This window comes from Streptomyces sp. 7N604, from assembly GCF_052245475.1.
Taxonomy (GTDB): domain Bacteria; phylum Actinomycetota; class Actinomycetes; order Streptomycetales; family Streptomycetaceae; genus Streptomyces.
This window is the reverse complement of sequence record NZ_JBQQBX010000017.1, coordinates 99,369-119,628: the sequence shown is the minus strand read 5'-3', so window position 1 is coordinate 119,628 and position 20,260 is coordinate 99,369. Positions and strand designations below refer to the sequence as shown.

At 70.7% G+C, this 20,260-nt stretch carries 5 protein-coding genes; 1 reads left to right on the top strand and 4 read right to left on the bottom strand.

What is annotated here, in order from left to right:
• Positions 1-156: 156 nt before the first annotated feature.
• Both ACTWP8_RS19890 and ACTWP8_RS19885 read right to left on the bottom strand, forming a co-directional pair.
• Entirely contained in the window at positions 157-717 is a 561-nt protein-coding gene (locus ACTWP8_RS19890; protein WP_443323497.1) for an NUDIX hydrolase, read from the bottom strand.
• A gap of 728 nt (positions 718-1,445) precedes the next feature.
• The gene (locus ACTWP8_RS19885) at positions 1,446-2,423 is read right to left on the bottom strand and encodes a DMT family transporter (protein WP_443323496.1); all 978 of its coding nucleotides are present in this window, start codon (positions 2,421-2,423) and stop codon (positions 1,446-1,448) included.
• A 66-nt stretch (positions 2,424-2,489) separates the two neighbouring features.
• Here ACTWP8_RS19885 and ACTWP8_RS19880 point away from each other — a divergent pair, with 66 nt between their 5' ends.
• A complete protein-coding gene (locus ACTWP8_RS19880; RefSeq protein ID WP_443323495.1) occupies positions 2,490-3,323 on the top strand; it encodes an AraC family ligand binding domain-containing protein in 834 nt (277 codons plus the stop codon).
• Between the two features lie 366 nt (positions 3,324-3,689).
• On the opposite strand, the gene ACTWP8_RS19875 is transcribed toward ACTWP8_RS19880, so the two are convergent.
• Positions 3,690-6,011, bottom strand: a complete 2,322-nt coding sequence (locus tag ACTWP8_RS19875; protein WP_443323494.1) for a hypothetical protein — start codon at positions 6,009-6,011, stop codon at positions 3,690-3,692.
• Positions 6,012-6,024: 13 nt separating this feature from the next.
• Positions 6,025-19,572, bottom strand: coding sequence for a hypothetical protein (locus ACTWP8_RS19870; protein WP_443323493.1), 13,548 nt, complete (start codon positions 19,570-19,572; stop codon positions 6,025-6,027).
• Positions 19,573-20,260 lie beyond the last annotated feature (688 nt).

The window sequence follows — 20,260 nt, the reverse complement described above, 5'->3', positions numbered from 1 at the left end:
AGTGGACACCACAGCTCGGCCGACATCGGCTGAAGCTGCGACCGTCGAGGCTCCCGCGTTCGGTTCGACAAGGAGCCGACAACGACTACGGAGCCTCGACCGGTGCGCACCGTGATCCGGTGCCGCTGCCGACCGGAAACGTTCAACGGGGCCCGGTCAACCGATCCGGGCCGGCGCGCCGACCGCCCGCGCAATGCGGTGCCCGACAAGGCGCTCGGCCACGGCGAGCGGGTACCAGGCGGCACCCCTCACCTCGGACTCCTGGATGCGCCCCACGTCCGCATGCGCCGTCACGAAGGAGTACCCGATGTCGAGGTGGTAGTGCTCCGGCTCCTCCTTCTCCGGTCGTGCCGGAACCCTGCCGTATTCGATGTAGACGGGGGTCTGCGACGCCGGCAGGACCTTGTGGGGGTCAACACCGGTCTCCTCCGCCAACTCGCGTACTGCCGCGTCGATCAGTGTGGTGTCGGTCGGCTCGAGGTGGCCGCCAGGCTGCAACGTGATCCCGTACGCGCGGTGCTCGACAAGCAGGATCTCGGCGTCACCGCGGACCAGCAGCGCACCGACAGTCACGTGCATCGGAAAATGCCGCCGTGAGGCGAAATCCCCTCCTTGAGACAGCAGTTGCACCGGCTCAGACAGCAGCGCGGCCTCGTCCGGGTAGCGCTCGAGGTAGGCAGAAAGCGCGCTTGAGATGTCCGAGTCACTGATCGCCACGGTGCACCCCCACACCAGCCCGAGAGCAAAGCTCTCCGTGACCGACTGCTCGGATGTGAGCGACGAGCACTGACACAGTCAGCTCCATAGAAAGCACGTGGCGTACGAGGGAGTTCGTACCGTACAGGTTGGGCCCGACCGGTGCCGCGCATGCCACGCCGTGTTCGCGATCGGACGGGCGGCAGCGGCGCCAGCCGCCGGTGGTCGCGGGTGTCTCGAGGCCGGGATCGCCACCATCCGACACCAGCACCCGCAGCACATGCTCGAGTTCGAGGAACGATTCGCGTTTGTCCTCGGCCGAGCGGAGCAATGAGCGCAGCGGTCTGAGGATGTGGCTCCCGGGCGCCACACCTGTGGTGATGACGGCCGGGCGGTACGGCGGGGCGCTCGGCAGAAAGCCAATGAGTCGACTCGGTAGCGCGATGGCGAATTCGGGACTAATCGACATCGCTTCGGGCAGCTGGACCGCCGCGACGAGTGTGTGCGCTCTACTGGCAGCCGAGCATCACGCTCCGAGAAGACCGCGCCTGGCGGTGCGCGTCGTGCCGCTCCAGCCGCAACCCCCGGTGATCATATCGGCAGCCCTGTCTCCCACTCCATCAACCGTGGCGGGGTCGAGTTTGCCGCACGGTCCTCCACCTGCTGGCCGCGATGAACGGGACCGGCCTGGTCCTGGCCCAGCGCGAGGTGGACGCGAAAGCCCTGGTTTTCGCCACCCCACATGGTCGTCATCGCTCCACATGGCCCTCCGGCTCACGGGCGTCACTCGTACGCCGAGTCCCTGCTGACCGGGCCGGGCGCTTCGGCAGTCGCCCCTGGGTGACAGCCAGTACGGCACCCGCGAGCAGCACGAGTGCACCCGCTCCCTGCAGCCCACCGAAGGATTCGTCTAGGAAGAGCGTGGCGCACAGGGTGTTGGTGACCGGGACGGTGAACATCATGAAGGACGCCCGTGCGGGACCCACTGCCCCAACCCCCCGGTAGTAGAGGAGGTTCGCGACGGCAGCAGCACCCAGGGCCAAATACGCGACGTTCAGCCAGACACCGGCCGGCAGTTCACTCCAGCGCACCTCCGGGATATCGGGTGCGGCGATCACACCGAGCAGAACGGCCCCCGCGCAGGTCGCGTACGTCGTGGCCCGTAGCGGTTCGATACCGGCCAGCACCCGCGGGCCGGCCAGCGTGTAGGCGGCCCAACACAGCGCACTGAGAAGGAACAGCGCATCCCCCGCGAGTCGCGTCGAGCCTCCGTGCGAACTGCCGCCCGCCCCCAGGAAGAAGACCACAGCCCCGGCAAGACCGAGGCCAAGACCGGCTATCCGCGCCCACAAGGCGCGCTCCCGACGCGTCACAAGCAGAAAAGCGCTGGTGAGCACCGGGCTCATGACGGGGATGAGAATGCCGGCGTCCAGGGAAGGCGCCAGCGACAACCCCCAGAAGAAGAAGCCGTTGTAGGCGAACACGCCCAGCACTCCAGCCATCGCCGCGCGCCACCCCCCGCGCGCCGTCACCGTCGCCTCCCGGCTCCCGAACAGCCACACCGCTGCAAGCAGCGCAACGGCACCGCCCCCGAAGCGCAGCAGCGCAGCCACGGCGTGCGGCACCTGCTCCACCACCGACTTGGAGCTGGAAAAGGCGCTCCCCCACAGCACCATAGTGATCATCAGCAGCAGATACGGACTGCTCAATCCCCTCTTCGTTTGCATGTCCCGACACTGGCGGCCCAGCCCCCTGCCCGTCTTGAACGCTGGTGCGCACGCCACAATGAGGCCATGGGGATGGGGCAGAGCTGGGTGCGGTACTGGCGGGACGGTACGCGCCCGCTGGAGGCCATGCACGCACACTTCCTCGACCACGTGTACCCGCCGCACAGCCACGACACATACTCCTTCGGCATCACCGACGCCGGCGCTCAGCGCTTCCGCTGCCGCGGCGCAGCCCACACCAGCGGCGCCGGGATGGTGATGGCATTCAATCCGGACGAGGTGCACGACGGTCAGGCCGCGGCAGAACTGGGCTACCAGTACCGCATCGTGCACATCGGACCCGCGGTGGTGCGCGAGGTCCTCGCCGACGCCACCGACGGCCGCTCCGAGGCCATGCCGCTCTTCGTACAGCCCGTTCTGACCGACCCCGTGCTCGCCGACGCCCTCGCACGCCTGCACGCCGCTCTGGTCACCCGCCAGAATCCACTTCTACGGGACGAACGCCTGACCGCGGCCGTGACCGCGATGGCACACCGCGGCGCGACCCGGACACCCCCCATGCGAACGCTGGCCAGAGGTGCGCAGCGACAGGCCGCCCGACGGGCCCGTGCGCTGCTGACCGATGCATACCTCGAACCGATCCGGGCCGACCTCCTGGCCCGGGCCGTCGGCTGCAGCCGATTCGCCCTCTACCGCGCCTTCCGCGCTGAGTTCGGCATGGCCCCCAGCGACTACCAGCGCCAACTCCGCCTGCGCCGCGCCCGCCACCTGCTGACGACCGGCGCCACATCCGCCGACGCGGCTGCTGCCACCGGCTTCGCCGACCAGGCCCACTTCAGCCGCTGGTTCCAGCGCACCTACGGCATCACACCGAGCACCTTCCAACGAGCGCAAGCGTGAACCCGGCACCACTAGTTCCGGCTTGAGAGATCAGCGGGTCTGCGGCATTCAGGCGCTTGGTCCAGCCCGGGCCTGTTCCGAGACCGGGATGAGCACACGAGAAGCGTGACATCGAGTTCGACTCACTCGATCCGCCGTCACTCGGCGCTCAGCGGATACCGGTGGGGGCAGGAGAGGGCAGCTGTGCGTAGTGCTCCTCGGTGGGCTGCTGAGGGCCCTGCCGTGCTTCATCGTGTGACTGCCGGAGCATGGCTCGCCGCCTCAGGCCCTCGACTACCCTCTTGATCCTCTTCGCTTCCTGCTCCCTTAGCTCCTGCTGGTCTTCCATGGCGATAGCCCCTCTCTCGATGCCGTTGGTGCGCGAGATCAACTGATCCCCACGCCTGTCGTCTGTTGCGCCTGTTGGGCGTTCTGCTGTGCCTCGTCGACGTGGGCTGGCTTGGACGTGGTGGCCTCCGCTGGCGCCGGATGTGCAGCGGCCCGGGTCTCGGCGCCATCGATGATCGCCTTGCTGATCGCCGCGATGCGGTCCTGGCTGGGTGAGAGCAGCTGTTCAAGCTCCGCGTCCGTTGTGTCGGCTGCGGGTGTCTTCGAGTGGCGCGCAGCGATGTTGCCCGGGTGTGGGCGCTCTACACCACGCTGCCGCCGCGGTAGGTCCGGCGGTGCTGTGGCAGCTGGGGCCGGGCCGGTGTCGACGGTCGCAGTGGGCGCGGTGTGGGGCGGCTCTGCGGTCTGCGGCGTCGGTGTGCGGGCAGGAATGAGGGCATCCACCTGTTGGACATCGAACTGCGGCTCCCACGCGCCGTCGGGGGCTTGTGTGAGCAGGTTGCGCTCCTGCAGCGCGTTCATGAGTGCTTGGCCCTGCTCCGGTGTGACGTTCAGGGTGCTTGCGAACATCTGAGGGGAGGCCACCTTGTTCGCGGCGGCAGCGAGTGCGGCTCTGCGCAGCTGGTCGTTGGTGACCTCGGCCGAAGGGGAGGGCTGAGTCTGCGCGGGAGTCGGTGCCGGTGGTGCTGCCGGGGGTGCTGGGGACGTCGCCAGTTGCGCTGATTCCTCCTGGAGCCGCAGCAGGTTGGGCAGGCGCTCCTCGAGCAGCATCAACTGGTCTGGCAGGCTGCGCGTGGTTGCGGTGGTCTCGCGAGGCTTCAGCCCGTTGGGCGGGCCGACCACCTTGAGGCGATGGAGCACGTCGAGGGCTCGCTCCGCTTGGGCATGGCTGACGTTCAGCTCCGGAGTGTCGCTCAGCACCAGGGGGGAGGCGACGGTGCCGTGCTCGACGAGGTGTTGCGCAATCGCCCTGATCTCGGTGGCGGTGACCTCTGCGTCCACTGCCTCGGCGGTGAGCTCCGTGGGCCCGGCGATCTCCTGGGCGAAGCGGTCTTTAGCCCTGTTCAGGAACGGCGCGTCGCGATGATACGGGTCGTTCTCGACCCGGCGGCGGAGCTCGTCGATCAGGGCAAGGCGGGTAGCGACGGGGGTGTCGGTGCGCAGGCCGGCGACCCACGGTTTGGGTGGGAAGTTCGCCTCCATCGGGTATTCCTCGTCAACGCGGGCGGCGATCGCGTTCTGGGCGAGGAGGAACCGGATCTGCAAGTCGGTCTGCTCCTGCGGCGTGAGGTTCTCCGCTTTCAGTTCGTTCAGAACAGTGCGTGACTCGTCGAAGAGGGCGTCCAGGTAGCGGTCCGGCGTCTCACCTTCGTAGTAGCCGTGCTCGCGGTGCTCATCTTCGCCGAGGCTCCCGCGCATGCGCTCGAGGCGCTGCTCCGCGTAGTGGTAGATCATGGCGGCGATCGTGCGGCGCCCCTCGGTGCCCCGGCCTTGGTTGTCGTAGCGCCGCATGACGGCCTGCGCGATCCCCGAGATCATTTCGAAGCCGCGGAGCTGTGCGGTCTCGATCATGCCGTGCAGGCGTACGTCGAGGGTGAGGCGGTGTCCTGCGCGGCGGGCGCGGGCTGCGAGTTCGCTCAGGGCGCTCATCAGCTGGGAGGCTTCGGCCAGTTCCGGGTCGGTGGCCGCGCCGGTGGACAGCGCGCTGTCCAGTGCCGGGTCGTCCGGGTCGTCCAGGCTGAGGTCCCGTGCGAGTTCCTGGGACGGCTCGGCCCGCCGCAGTTCCTTGTTCAGCTTGTGGACGTGGGCGATGAGCAGGCGCGGGGTGTCCAGAGCCTGTACGGAGTCGAGACCGGAAGCCCGGGCTGCGTGGTCCTCTGCGACCCGGGTGAGGGTGCGCATGGCCCGGCCGCCCGGTGTGTTGCGCTGATCCCAGGCATCGAGGTGGGCGCTGACCTTGGCGGCGTGCCGGGCGATGAGGCTGGCGGCCAAGGTGGTGATCTTGGCCGCGTGGATCGCTGCCTGGGGTGTGGTCTCTGCTTGCTCGTTGAGGCGCGCGAGTACGCCGTCGACCTGCTGGCGGATGTCGCGGAGGGCATGCCAGTCGGGGTGGCTGTAGTAGTAGGCCTTGTTGTTCTGCGCGGTGATCAGCGCGTCGTAGATGCCGGTCAGATCGCGGGGGCCCGCCTGGGGTGGCGCGTCCGCGTCGTCCAGGGCACGCGCGCGGCGCAGGCCGCGCTGGAGGCTCATCAGGCGCCCGTAGCGCTCGAGCGCCTTCTCCGTCGTGGCCGCCGGTGCATCGGGGGACAGCGTGGGCACGGGTGGTGTGGGTTCGGTCTGCAGTGGGGTCGGTGTTGTCATCGGGATCTCCTCATCAGGTCTGGCTGGGTGCGAGTGAGGTGGGCTGGCCGGCTGCGAGCGCGTTCGCCTCGGCTTCCTTGTGCGCGGACTTGCGCCCGGTCTTGCGCACGCGGGATGCGGGCGCCGTGCGCTCGGCCGGGTCCGGCTCGCCTCGGGTCTCGCTGCGCTTTTGCTGGTCGGTGAGGATCTTGTTGACCATCTTGTGGATCCGGGCCTCATCGAGTGCGTCGGGATCCGCGCCCGGGGCGGCTGGCGCGGGCGCCGGTTCGGCGGCCGGTTTACGCAGGGCGGGCGGGGTGGCGGGCCGGGCGAGCAGTGCGTCGATGTCGGAGGGACGTGCCAGGACCGTCCGGGGAGCATCGGGGCGGTAGGGGCCGAGGATCTGCTGTTCCTCCAGGCGGTGCAGGAGGCGGTCGGCGCGTTCGGCGGTGACGCTCATGGTGCGCCGGAGCGTGAGCGGGGAGGCGTCCTGGTGGGACGTCACGATGAGGGCGGCCCGCCGCAACTGGGTGAGGGGGATGGGGCCTTGCGGGTCATCGCCGGTCGGGACGGTTCCGATCAGGCGCTGCTGGTAGGCCCAGGCGACGCCGTTGAAGAGGTCGGCGGTGGGGTCGTAGGGGCTGCCGTCCTCTCCGGTGTGCGGGTCGGTGTCGCGGAGTTCGACGACGCGGGCGGTGAGGCGGTCCAGCAGTAGGTCATGCGCGGCAACGGGGTTGGGGACGGGTGGGGCGCCGGCGACGAGGTCGTTGTCGGGCAGGAAGTCCGACTCCGGCGGCAGGCCGGTCAGTTGCTCGAAGCGGGCGCGCCAGCGGGCCCGGTTGATGATCCACTGTTCTTGGAGTTCGCCGCGTTCGGCGAGCGTGGTGGTGGGGGCGGCCATGCGGCGTTCGAGGTCGCGTTCGATGTGGGCGAGGTCCTGCATACGCCGGTCGGTGCGCACGGCACGCTCGGCGGGCAGGGTGTCGGGGTCCTGGCCGCGTAGGCGGGCGACGGTGCGTTCCAGGCGGGTGCTCAGGCCGGTGAGGCGGATCTTGGAGGCGACGGTGGCCAGGCCTTCGAGGACGCGGACGAAGGCGGTCTTGGCCCGGTTCATAAGCGGCTCGCCGCTCGGGCCGCGCAGGCGGCGCAGGGCGGGCTCGGCGGCGTCCATCTGGGCCACGAGGTCAGTGATCTTCTCGTAGATGGTGCCGGGCAGGCCGATGGAGTACGGGCGCAGTGCGGCGAGGGCTTCGTGGGCGCTGTGGTGGGCGACGGTGAGGTCGGCGGCCGGCGGTATCGGTTCCCCGCGGGAATGGGCGGCGGCTTCCTGGGTGATGTCGCCGAGCTCGGCGGACGCCTGGCGGAAACCGTTGTCGAGTTCCTCCCAGGTCTGTTTCGTGCCGGGGGCCTCCTCCTGGATCCAGGAGCCGTCGTTGCGCAGGACCCAGATGTGGTCGTGGGCGGCGAGGTGGTTCAGGGCGAGGTCCGCGTGGCCTGCGGTGTAGAGGGCGACGGCCTGCTCGGCACGGTGGCGGATGTGGTCGTCACTGGCGTCGGGGCTCTGGGCGATCGTGTCGAGGAGGTCGGCGAACTGGCTGGGGGTCGGCTGGGTGGGGAAGGTGGGCGGGATGATGGCGCGCACTGCGGCCCGCCAGGTCTGGCTCAGGGGGGTACCGAGTAGTCCGGCGGACTGGGCGGCGCGCCACTCGACCGCGGCGAGCAGTTCGGGGCCGGTCATCTCGATGAAGCGGCTGTAGGACAGGCGCAGTGAGTCGTTGTGGGAGGTGCCCAGCCACACCACGACGGTGGGGTCCTCGCTGGTCTGGTCGTCTCCGGAGGTGCTCAGTTCAACGCCGTGGACGGTGCCCAGGGCCAGGGGCTGGGGCAGCTGGTCGGGCTCCGGTGTCTCGGCGGTGTGCTGCCCCAGGCGTTCGTGCACGGCGTGGTGCAGGGCGTACGCCGCGGTGGTGCGGTCGGTGTGCTCGGTCAGCTGCCCGTCGACCGGTGACGGCAGGAACATGCTCAGGTCGAAGTCCCCTGGGACGGGGGCCGGTTCGGGGGCGGGGCGCGGGGAGGCCACGGGGCCGCTCGCGCGCGCTCCCGCGGGCCACTGCCCGAGCGCGGCGGGCCGGATGTCGGTGGCCGCGGGCGCCGTGCCCTGGGCAGGTGTGGGGCTGGGCGAGTCCTCGGCGGCCGCAGTTCCGGTCGGCCATTGCCCTGGGGCGCGGTCCGTGTCGCTGCTGTCGGTGCCGGGAGCCGCCTGCGCGTTGGGAGCGTCCTGCTTTAGGGCACCCTGGCCGACCTGGGGGGTGTGCGCGATGTCGACGCGGTAGGCGGCCAAGCCCCGGTCCGGGTGCTGCCGGATCGCCTCGTCGAGGGCAGGGCGGAGGTTGTCCGCGAGCTCGCGGTCGCGCTCGGGGGTGCCGCTGGTCTCCAGGGTGATCACTACCGTGCGGTCGGCGGTGAGCACACCCGTGGCGTCCAGGGTGACGCCGAGGTCGGCCAAGGCGGCGCGAGCCAGCCCCGTGAGCCGATCGACCGGGTCGGAACCGGCGGGCGCGGGCTGTGCGGGGGCAGGGGCGCTCTTTTTCACCGTGGCGCCCTGCTGCGCCAGGCTGTCGGTTGCGGGGGCCGGGGTGGATTGGGCCGGGTTGCCCGGGACAGCCCCGTCCGCCGCGGGGGCCGTGGGTGCGGCGGAGGCCGGCGCTGCGGCAGGTGCCGCAGCAGCCTGCGCCGGGGCGGGAGCGTACGACAGCAGGGGCCCACCGCCCTGCCCCCCGGCAGTGATCCACGCCTGTGCCGCCTGCCACAGACGGGCCTCCTCCAGCCCCTCCAGGTCCCGGCGGGTGAAGTGCACCCGAGGAACATCCGCCCCCTGGGCCAGGCTCAGAAGAACACCGCGGTCGGACTTCCCGTCCACCACCCGCGCATACACCTGACGATCCAGGACATGCCCGAAGACCGCATCCCCCGCATCGCCTCCAAGGAGAGCGGCGAGCCGCCGGTGCAGCACCGACCCTGCATCCTCGGCACGCAACGCGGAGTCCCCCGGCACATCCACCACCGGCAGCCACTCATCAGCCTCGTCCAGGTCCTCCCCACCGGCTGGTCCCACAGCAGTGCCCGACGATGCCTCCGGAGTGTCGCCCTGCCCGTCTCCGGAGCCCTCAGACTCAACGGACTCACCGGCCACTGCCGGATCCGGCGACACCAGAGCAGCAGCCGCGGGCGCAGCCTCTGAAGACGTCGCGCCAACCGTCGCACCCGTCTCCTCAGCGGGAGGCACCGGGGCGGTACGAGTGGTAAGGGGATCCCCTCGGTCAGACGACGGCTCAGAGCCTGCCGCGCGTCGCGGCGCACGATCACGGGCGCCGGCCTGCTCACTGACCGGCTCGAACCCCTCCGGGTCAGCGGCCTGACGTTCGGTCTCCAGCAGCTGCACCGCCTGCGTGCGGGCCTGCTCCAGTTCCCGCCGGTTGTGGAAGCCCGGACCTGCCAGAAGCTGGGTAGAGGTCTCTTCCGCGGGCAGTCCCCAGCCCTCCTCCACAATCAGGGCCATCCGGGCGATCACGACCTCGACCGGAATATCGTCCGTGGCCAGCTCGTCCAGGCAGTCCCCGATCAGCCGCGCTGCTTCCCGCACCGCCTCAAGACGGGCCTGCTGCGACGCCCCAGCGAACGAGCCGTTGTCCAACGCATGCTCGCCGGCGACCTTGTCCAGCGCAGCCGGCAGCGCCGTCTCCAGCAGATGCTCTGTGTCGGCCACCGCATCCAGCACCACCCGCGCACCATCACCGCCCGAGGCGATGTCGTTCTCGCGCAGCGCGGCCAGATCCTTCGCCCCGCCACCGGCCCGCGTGACCCGGCACTCGCCCGCCGTACCTTGCAGGGCCTTCCAGGCGCGGGGAGCGGCCAGTGCTGCACGGCCCGCGTTGTCGTCGTCGATGCACACGACCTGCGTGCGGCGGGCCTGCCCGCTGGCCGGATCCACATCGCGGATCGCCGTCACACTCTCCGGGGTGATGGCGGTACCCATCGGCGCGGCAAACACGGGCCGCTCAGCAAGCGGAAGCGTGGCGGCCGCCTCGCCGCCGGCGATGACGTCGTGCGGGCCCTCCACACTCACCGTCACCCCGAGACGGCCGTCGGCCTGCGAGGCGGCCTTGGCTTCGGCCTGCACCGAATGGAACAGCCCGAACACCAACTCGCCCTTGGAGAAAATGCTGGTGGTACGGGTGTTGTAGTACTTCTGGTCGCCGCCGCACCGGTCCTTCGCCTGCTCGGCTGTGTCCCCGGGGTGTTCCAGCATGCGGCCGGTGAATCCGACTACCGCACCGTGGGCGTCATGTACCGGATACATGATCCGGTTCGCGAACACGTCATATAGGACCTGCTTGTTGTTCTTGGCCCGCCAGGCCAGGCCTGCCGCGACGATCTCATCGTCCGAGAAACCCCGGCCCTTCAAGTGGGTGACGAGGGGCCTCCAGCGGCCCTGCGACCTATCCGCGGGCGCCAGACCCAGCTGCCACCTGCGCTGGGCCTCCGGCGACAACCTCCGCCCCTCGATATCCCGGGCCTCATCACCGTCACCGAGGTAGGTACGGGCCAGCTCCGCCTGCTCCGAGCCTTCCGCGTGCAGCGCGTCGATGTAGAAGCGGTGGGCGGCCGCACACGCAGCGATCAGCCGGTCCCGCGGCACATCCGGCAGGTCGTCCACGCCGGCGACCGCACTCCCGAGGGTGGACTGGCCGGGAGGGGCGGGCTGCACATCCAGCCGGAACCGGTCCAACCGCCGATCCCCCGTATCAGCCTTCGTCTGCCGCAGTTCCTCCTCGATGCGGCGCGCCGTCGCCCGGCCCGCATTGATGACGCTGGTGCCCGGATCAATGCTGACGACGACATGGTCCCCGTCCACGGTGATGCCCTGATGCTCGGCCAGGCCATGCGCCTCGAGAAGCGGAGACACCAGCCCCGCCACCGCACGCTCCACCTCCGCGTCCGACAACCTTCCCGCAGCAGAAGACGTCGGAGCCGTGGACGAGAGGTTCGTGCCCGCCGGTTCTACCGAGGCCGCACCACTGGTCTCGCTCTGAGACCTGGGTGCCGTAAATGCCGGAGGCGCACCGGGGGCCGGGGAAGCGGCCGGCGGCTGCGGCGGCCGTGCCGGAGAGAAAGTCTGCCCAGAGCCAGAGTCGGCGGTGCGGACCTGGGCCGGGTCTGCCTGTGCCGGGTTGCCCGGGACAGCCCCGTCCGCCGCGGGAGCCGTGGGTGCGGCGGAGGCTGGCGCTGCGGCAGGTGCCGCAGCAGCCTGCGCCGGGGCGGCGGCGGGAGCCGGGGGCTCAACGGATTTCTTGGGGCTCTTGGGGGCGATCGGTTCCGGCGCAGCGGCAGTCGGAGCGGTGCCGGTCGCGGCGGTCGGCTCGGTCGGTTCAGCCGCCGATGCGGGCTGTTCCGTCTGGGCCGGGGTCGGTTGTTCCCGGCCCTGCGTCGCCGTCACGCGTGCCGGGGCGGCAGTGATGGGGGCGTAGTCCAGGAGGGGGCGATTGCCGTCGTCGCCCGCGTGCACCCACGCGGTCACCGCCGTCAGCAATGTCTCTGCGGCGACCGCTGCGAGATCGTCGCCAGGGATGGTGACGGGCCGGGCATGGCCCCCTGCGTTGTTAAGGGCCAGGCCGAGGAGGAGTGTGGGGCCGAACCTCTCGTCCTGACTGACCATCGCGTAGACCGGGCGGCCGCGGATGTGGGCGAACGGCTCGACGGCTGGGCGCCCGCCGGCCAGGTGGGTCTGCGCGTGGGCGAGCAGGCGCGGTGCGGCTTCCTCGGCGGTCATGAAGGCCTCGCCGGGCAGCTCGAGAACGGGCAGTTGGATGTCGTCGTCCGGGTCCATCGCCATGGTGGTGGCCTCCTCTACCGTCGCGGGCGCCTCGTCGGAGAGGTCTTCTGTGCGGGCGGGTTGCTGGGTGATCTGCTCGTTGCGGTGTTGGAGGTACTGGCTGAGCTCCATCTCGCCGTCCTCGGTCTGCTGGACGAAGTCGATGAACTGGCCCTGGAACGCCTTGTGGTGGGGTTCGCGCAGATGCTCGGTGTTGGTGCTGCGTGCGGCCTGGCCGAGGATGAGCTTCGCCATGGTCAGTTGCGTGCACCGGATGTGGTGGCCGAGGCGCTGGGCAAGGCGAGTGCGCGGGTTGCCGTGGTCCGCGTCCGGTTCGACGGCGGCCTGCAAGGCGAGCAGATTCGTCAGTGCGTGCAGGCTGAGGGTGTCCGCTCCGGCCAGGGCGGCTGCGGCCTCAGCTGCTGCCGGGGTCTGCGCGAGCCACTGTTCGTGCTGGTCGAGTTCCCTCAGCAGGGCCTCGTGGGCGGCGGAGTACGCGCCCGCGTCCGGGTAGGGCTCAGCGGACTGTGGGTCCAACTGCACGTCGGGAGCCGCGGCTGTGGTCGGGGTAGCGGGTTCCTCACCGTTGTCCGCGCTCGGCGGCACACGACTCGCCACGCTGCCCTCATCCTGTGGTGTGGCCGGTGGCTTGGACGTCGAGTCGTTCCTGGTCTCGGGGGTGGCACGCTCCGGTGGGCCGCTGGGCACGGTGTCGGCCTCCTGGAGCTGGCCGGTGCGGGTCTGGGTGGTCCCGGGGCGCGAGGCGGGGTTGGGCCGGTTCTGCCCCGGGTCGGCCGGGGCTTTTTCCTGCGGCGCGCTGGTGCCCTCCGCGCCCATGGGCGCGGAGGCGGGCTCCGTCGCCTCATCCACAGTCTGCGTGGCGGGGCCGGGTGGGGCAGGCGTCGCCTCTTCCCGGGCAGGGGCCTTGCGGGCATCTCGCGGGGCGGGGGTGTTGTCGTTGGCCGCCGAGTCAGCCGGTGCGCCCGCCTTGGCCGCGGTGGGGGCGTGCGTAGGCGGCGCCTCCTCGGCGGCTGTGTCGCTTCCGGGATCCTGTGTATCCGCAGCCTGCTGATCGGGCCGGGCATCCTCCTGCATTTTCTGGGGCGATGCGGGCGCACCTGCTTCCGTAGCCGGCCTGATGCGGGTGCCCGCGAGGGAGATACCGAAGGTCTTCGCGAAGTTGCGAACCTCCCGGCCGCGCAGTGCCGCCTCGGCGAGCTGGCGAGACTGTTCCGTTTCGTCAAGGATCGCGATGGCTCGGTGGTCGTAGTGGAGCCAGACCCCGGAGAACTTCTGCAGCCCCACGGTGGTCAGGGCTGTCGTGCCGTCGTTCTCCTTGACCTCGATGACGAGCCTGGAGGTCCACAGGGCCCCGTTCTCCCGGTAGTCGTGGACCACATCGCCGGGCTTCACCTGGTCCGGCGCCACGGCGCGGTAACCGTCAGGCAGAGTGGCTGTCCAGGCCGGAGGCGGCAGCGCGGAGCCGTCGTCCTCGCGTACGTCCACAAAGCGGCTCTGGCGGAACTCGCGCAGGGCGCGGAACTCATGGCCGTCATCGCCGCGCAGAATCGGATTGATGCCCTCGCTCACCACGCGGGAGGTGACGATGTCGCCCTGGTCGTCTCGGTGGTCGACGAACTGGCCGACGCGGTAGGGGAAGTCAAAGCGGCGTTCGAAGCGGACCTTCTCGGCCGGGCTGACGTCCGGGCCGGGCGACGCCACGTCTCCGACGAGGGTGCCGTCAGCACCTGCTGGACCATGTTCATCGGTGGACGTGCGGTCGGCAAGGGCGGGGCGGGGCCCGATGGTGCGCCAGGTCTCCCGGCGGTCGGCCCAGGCGTCGACCGTGCCGGTCTCGCCCAGCGCGTAGTCGTGCAGGGCACCCGCCACGAAGCGAGCGGCGTCAGCGACTTCCTCGGCGGCGGGGAAGTACGCGTGCGCGGTTTGGTGGCGGAGGCTGAGCGGCTGCAGTCCGCCGTTCCAGCCGGCGGCGTCTTCGAGGACGTGAACGATGGCCTCGTAGTCAAGGCCGGCTTCTTCGGCGTGCGCGCCGATGGCCTGGAGGTAGGTGATGACGATGCCCCGGACGCGGTGGCGATAGGTGTCATCGGCCTGGATTCCCTGGGTGGTGCGCCACGCCTTGTCCATGGCCACCGGATCGGACCCGGCGGCGCGGATGCGTTGCACGTAGTCCTCTGTCGCCTCGCGGCCCACGGCCTCGATGGCGGCGCGCATCTTGTGCACGGCCTGCGTCGCGTAGGCGTGCGCGACGGGGTCGGTGAGGCGTTCCAGTGCGGCGGCGGCGTTCTCGTCGTACTGGGCCAGCGGGTACTGGCTCCGCCACACCCAGCGGTCGGTGCGGTCGGAGCCCGCTGCCAGTTCTTCCAGGTCGCGGGCCGTGGACCTGGCCGCCCGGGCCCGGGCCGCAGCCGCGGTTTCCTTGACCGCTTGGATGTTCGCCGCCTTCCGCGCCGAGCGGGGCAGCTTGTGCCAGTCGGCGGGTAGCGGGGCCGGCGCCGGCGGTTGGGGGCTTCCCGGCTGATCGTCAGCAGCCGGACGGGCGACCAGGGGGGTGTAGTCGATCGGCGGGAGCGCCGATGCGTCGAGTGCCGCGGTGTCCCTAAGACCGGTGGCCGGCAGCTTGATGTTGTGGTGGGTGAACCAGCCGGTGCCGTGCTTTGACAGTCGTATCTGCTGGCCCGCGCGTTCGGCCAGCCCCAATTCCAGAATGTCGGTGACGGCCTTCTGGGAGCGGGCCTTCGTGACGATGCCCCGCTGCGGGGTCCGCTTCATGAACACGCCGTCGACCTCGGTGATGTCGCCGCGTGCGATGTCGAAGAGGGCCCTCGTGCGTGCCTTGGTGAGCTTGGGGAACTGCGGCTCCACTGCGGTGGGGCTCGGCGGTGCCCCGTCGGCGTGCTGTTCGTTGAGCGCTGTGGCAGGAGGCTCAGCATCGGCGGAAGAGGCGGACGGTTCCGGTCCTTCCGGCTGCATCGTCTTGGTGTCCGGCTCCCCCCGAAGGCCGCTCCATCGTTGCTCGCCGAACTCCGTGAGCTGTGCATGCTGACGGTGACCGAGACGGCCGTGATCGGGCTGCGCAGGGGGCACGGTGATGAGGCCGAGTGCGCTCAGGCTCCACAGCGCCTGCGTGATCCAGTCGAATGCCGGCTCGCTGGCCCGCCCGTCCCGGCCGACGCGGTACCACTCCCCCAAGGAACGGAAGATGACCCCACGGGCCACCGCGTCCAGGGCCTGTTGCTCGGCCTCAGTCAGTCCCACCGTGTGCGGGTCGCGGGGGTCGGCATGCTTGGCGGCATGCCTGCGCACCATGGGCATGATGTCGCGTTCGCGGCTGACGGTCCCAATCTGCTTAGACTCCCAGGCGCGTGCTGGATTCGGGATGTAGCGGACGGTGTACTTCTTGCGGTCGAAGCCCGGTGTGCGGTAGCAGTACCGGCCGCTCGGCAGGGTGATGTCGTAGTCGCCGTCGAACCGGCCGGCGTACCCCTCGAAGCTCTCCCCCGCGCTCGGGTCGATCCCGAGGATTGCGCCTGCCGCCGCATTGCGGGACAGCCTCTCTCGCCAGCGTGCGTCGGGGTCGGCGTCGGGTGCCTCGTTCTCCTCCCCGGTCTCCGCCTGTGCTGGCGCCGGATCGGTGGCGGTGGCTGTAGCAGGGGGCGCCGGTGAGTCCTGGGCGGCGGGAGTTGCTTGGGGCGCGCTCTCGTTCTGCAGCCCGGGCTCGAAGAGTGCTGCGGGCGCCTCGTCATCGCCCCAGGGTTCGGCCGAGGGCGCGTCCGCCAACGCCGATGGGGCCTCGGTAGACCATTCGTGCGTCGTGGGAGCTTCGTGGGCGGGCTCGGGACTCAGGGTTTCCGCGGGCGTCGCACCCGGTGTGGCGGCCGGGCTGTTCTCGGCGCGCGGGCTGTCGGGGGCGGCGCCGGTGACCGGAAGCGGTGGGGCCTCGATGGCCTGGTGGGCTACCAGTTCGGGCAGGTGCGCGGTGATGCCGGCATGCAGCGTGTACTCGCCGGGGCGGGGGCGGCGTGCCCCGTCGCGCAACGACACCATCTTGGTGAGGCGTTGGGCCTGGTCAGGGTGTCGGTGCGGCCACCAGAAGCCGGGGATCAGCAGACGGTTCTCGCCGACGACGGCGGTGCCGATGGCCAGGTTGCCGCCCTGGAGCGGAGGAAAGTAGCCAGCCAGGCCCGACGCATAGTCCAGCTCGTCCTGGTCGAACGTGAACATCACCTCGTCGCCGGGCTGGAGGTCCGCCGGGGTTGCGGGGTGGATGTAGTCGAAGGCCGAGAACCCGTATCGCGAGAGGTCTTCCATCCAGCCGTACGCCGGTGACGTCTCGCGCAGCATTCTCAGCCGGTGGTGGAAGCCGAGACTGTCGTGGGAGTGGTTGCTCTCCACCCAGTCGTAGAGGAGATGTCCTCCCTGCGGCTCGTAGGGGGTTTGGGCGCTGGGGAAGTCGTCGGCGTCCCAGGGGTACGCTTTGCCGTCGGTATCGGTGAGGCGCTCCAGCAGTGCGGCATACCGGAGCGCGTGCCGACGCGACTTCACACTCCAGGGCACGATCGCGTCGGCAGAGCCCGGCGCGACCACTTGCCAGCCGCGGCCTGGTGAGCCGTGGATCGCCAGCCGCCCGCTGGGGGTGAGTTCCAGGGTCGGGTCATTGGCGAGTTGGCCCGCGAACTTCGCGCGGCCGCGCAGCTCGTGCCGGATGAGCCCTGCGGGGTCGGTTTCGATGTCGGGCAGGGGGCGCACCGCCAGGTCGGCCAGGTGGGCGCGGACCTCGTCGAGGTCGGCGAATCGTGGGGCGGGCGGGTTCGGATCGGGGGTGGCGGTGGCGGCCTCGACGCGCGCGGCCATGTCGGCGAAGTGTGCCCACTGAGCGGGGCCGGCCAGCACCTCGGCGACCGTGTCCTGTTCGTCCGATGCCACCGACTCGAACTCGACCAGGGCGTCGCCGAAGTCCCGTGCGCTGTCGCCCTGCGGATCATGCGGCGGGCGCGCGCAGACGGTGGCGGCCAGCGCGGCACGTACCCGCCCCTTCGCGCGGGCGCTGTTCACCGCAGCCTCGGCGGTGTCGATGGCGCGCATGATGGCGTTCATCGCGACCCGGACGAACGGGGCGCTCAGCGAGGGCTCCAGAGTGATCTGGAGCAGCTGGGCCGGGTCGCTTTCCGCGGTGCGCAGCCGCTCGGTGCTGTAGGCGCGTGCCCTCGCGGCGAGATCGGAGACCGTGGCACGGATCTCGCGGGCGGCGTTTTCCACCGTCGCGTGCTCGTCGGGGTGGTCGCTGAGCTGCTGCAGTTGGTGTTCGAGGTTGTCGGTGAACTGGGCGTAGGGGTCGTCCGGATCCAGTTCGCGGCGCCTGGCGGACAGCGGGGGGCGCTCTCCGGCGTGGGCGGCGATGGCCTGGCCATGTGCCTGTCGGCGCTGCTCATCCCAGACAAGATCCGGCATGCGGGGCACCGGCGGGGTGGATGGCGGCGCGACTTCGCCTTGGGCGCGCGGCGCGGCGGCGGGTGCGCTGAGCGCGGGGTGTCCCTCGACCAGGGGGCCTGGGGTCTCGTCGTCGTCCGGCTCGGGCTGCCGGCCGGTCAGCTCCTGCAGCGAGGGGAAGAGCGGCGCGAGCGGAATGGGCGGATCGGGGTCCTGTTCCGTCAGCTCGACGCTGTGCTTGATGCGGGCGGGCCAGACCGGGCCCCGGAACTCTCCGACGATGTCGCAGCGCCCAGGGTGACGGATGATCTCCGTGATCACTACGGGCTGGTCGCCCCGGTCCAGCACCATGCCCGCCCGGAGCTTGGACAGCGGTACGGACAGGGGTTCCCTGTCCTGACGCAGGTCGGGAAGGTAGGCGATCAGGCGGTCCAGGTCGGAGCGGACCGCGTCCGCCCCGGGCAGTTCGAAGACGGGTGCTTCGGTCAGGTCGAAGAGGGCAGCGTCTTCCGCCGCGCGGGGAGACCGCTTGCCCCGGCGCCCGGTGGGCACCGGCGTCGTCGCCAGGAACTGCACGACGCGGTCGAGGACTTGAGTGGTCAGCCGCTGGACCTGGGAGCGCAGGTCACGGGACAGGGCCAGCTCTCCGGTGGCCGTGAGCAGAGCGTCGCCGCGGTTGCCGCCCCGCAGGCGGGCGCCTGCCTCTTCGGCCGCATGCAGCAGGCTGAGCGCTTCGGGGGTGGTGGCTTCGCGCAGCCAGGCGCGGATGCGGTCCCAGGTCACGTTGACCGTCTGATCGGCGATCCGTGCTTCGAAGTGCTTAGCGTCCTTCTTGTAGCTGAGGCCGTCGGCGGGGGCGAGGTCCTTGTTGACGTGCCCTGTTCCCTCGCCGTAGTAGCGCATGTGCCGGCTCTTCCAGCGGGCGAAAGCCTCGTCGTCGTCCACCGCGGCCATGAGGTCGATAAGGGCACTGTCGGACAGCACCCCGCGCAGTGCCCAGGCGGCGGCCGCCGCCTCCGTGCTGTGCGGGGCGCCTACGTCGGCCTGGGGGAGGGTCCAGTCTTCGGCCAGCGCGATGGCTGGGGTGGACGCGGTCGCCTCCCCGGGCGGCTTCTGAGGCTGTGCCGCGGTTGTCTCGGCAGTTGGGCTGGGCAGGTTCGTGGCGGCCGGGCTGTCTGGGGCCGCCAATGGGGCGCGTCGGCCGGTTGTCAGCGGGGGTGGCGCGCTGGAGGGCATCGCAGCGGCACTCTTGTCCTGGGGCGCAAAGGGGGGAGTGGAGACGTCTCGGGTCGCCTGCTGTGCGGCGGCTTCCGGCTGAGGGGCGTCGTCTACGTCTTCCTCGCTGTGTTCGTCAGCCGTCACCGTCCCGGGCATTTCAGAGGCCATCGGAGGAGCCGCGTCCGGCCGGGCGGGCGTGTCCAGGGGGGCGTTGGTCGGAGCAGCGACCTGCTGTGTCTCCTCAGGGCGGTAAGGCTGGGCCCAGGGGTCGGGCTCGCCGGGCGGGGGTAGCGTCGAGAACGCCCCTTCGGCGGCGTGCGCCTGACTGCGGATGTTCGCGGCCAGGCGCTGCAGCACGCCCTGACGGCGTCGGCCTTGGGGCGTCGTGGTGCCCGTGTGCGCGGCGACTTCTTCTACGGCCGTGGCCAGGCGGCGCATCTGGGACGTGGAGATCTCCTGTGACCACTGCGCTGCCGCGGTCCGAAGATCCGGGTCGGCCACGGTCTTCCATTGCGATGCGAGCGTGCGCAGTTCCCGGGTCTGGGCGTCGGTGAGCGCCGAATAGAAGATCGGTGCCGTGACTTCCTCGGGCCGGATGTGCCGGAACGGCTGCCCTCCGCGCATGGTGTCGCTGCGGGCCCCCAGGACGACGAAGCTCGCCATGAGCTCGGCGGCGCGTAGGGGACCGCCCTTGTTGTCTTCGGTCCATGATGTGCTGCTGCGGGTGCCGCCACGAGCGTCCTGCCCGTACCAGGTTCGGCCACGGCGCCGGATCCAGCCGATGACCTCTCCGGAGTTGTCGAGAACCTCACCATGGCCCTCGTCCAGGTTCAGGCGGGCCAGACGCGCGTTGTCTCCGCGCAGTTCCAGGCCCTCGGGCGACATCGCGGCGGCAAGGTTTTGCGCCTGCCGCTCTTCCTCGGCAGGGTCCACTGGTTCGGGCGCGCGGTCCTCGCCCGGCCGCGACAGTTGCTCGGTCGGGTAGAGCTGGTAGGTGCCGCCTTCGTTGACGAGGACGCCGTCTGGCTCCTGACCGACCACGTAGCCCGTGCCGTTGGGTGTGACGACCTCCTCGTGCGCGCCGTACGACCGAGCCTGTTCTTCCCCCTTTCCTGAGGCGGTGTCCCGTCCCTGCCTGGGGGCCGGTTGAGGCTCGGCGTCGGGTCGCTCTGCCGGTTCATTGCTCGTGGGGTTGCCCGCTGCGGAGTCAGGTTGCGCCGGTGGCCTTCCGGTGTGATCCCGTTCAGGGGTGCCGTCGCCGGCAGCTCCAGGAGCGTTGGAGAGAGTGGGTGGGTCTGGGTCACCGCGTGCGTCGGCATCCGACCCCTGGCCGCCGGTGCTGCGGGGGCTGCGCGCCGTAGCGCGGGGAGTCGCCGTGACCGCGCGGTCGCCCGTCTGGTCTGCGGTGCCGGCATCGGTGGGCGCGTGCTGTCGCGGCGGGTTGGCGCGGCCACCCGGTGCAGGCCGCAGTTCGGGTGCGAGCGCGTACGGAACGTTGTCAGCACCGGACCATCCCGGGGCCGGATCGACGGCGGCAAAACCGGAGGGCGCATCCTCGTCCGTCCAGCCGGGGCGCGGTGCCCGAGCCTCGGGGAGAGACTGGCGCCGCGGGCCATCGCCGGCACCACCTGCGGAACGCTGCTCCGGGCTCCGGCTGGATGCGGGCTGTCGGCCACTGCGGGCTGTGGTGTCGTCGGCGTCGGGGTTGAGGGCCGAGGGAACCTCATCG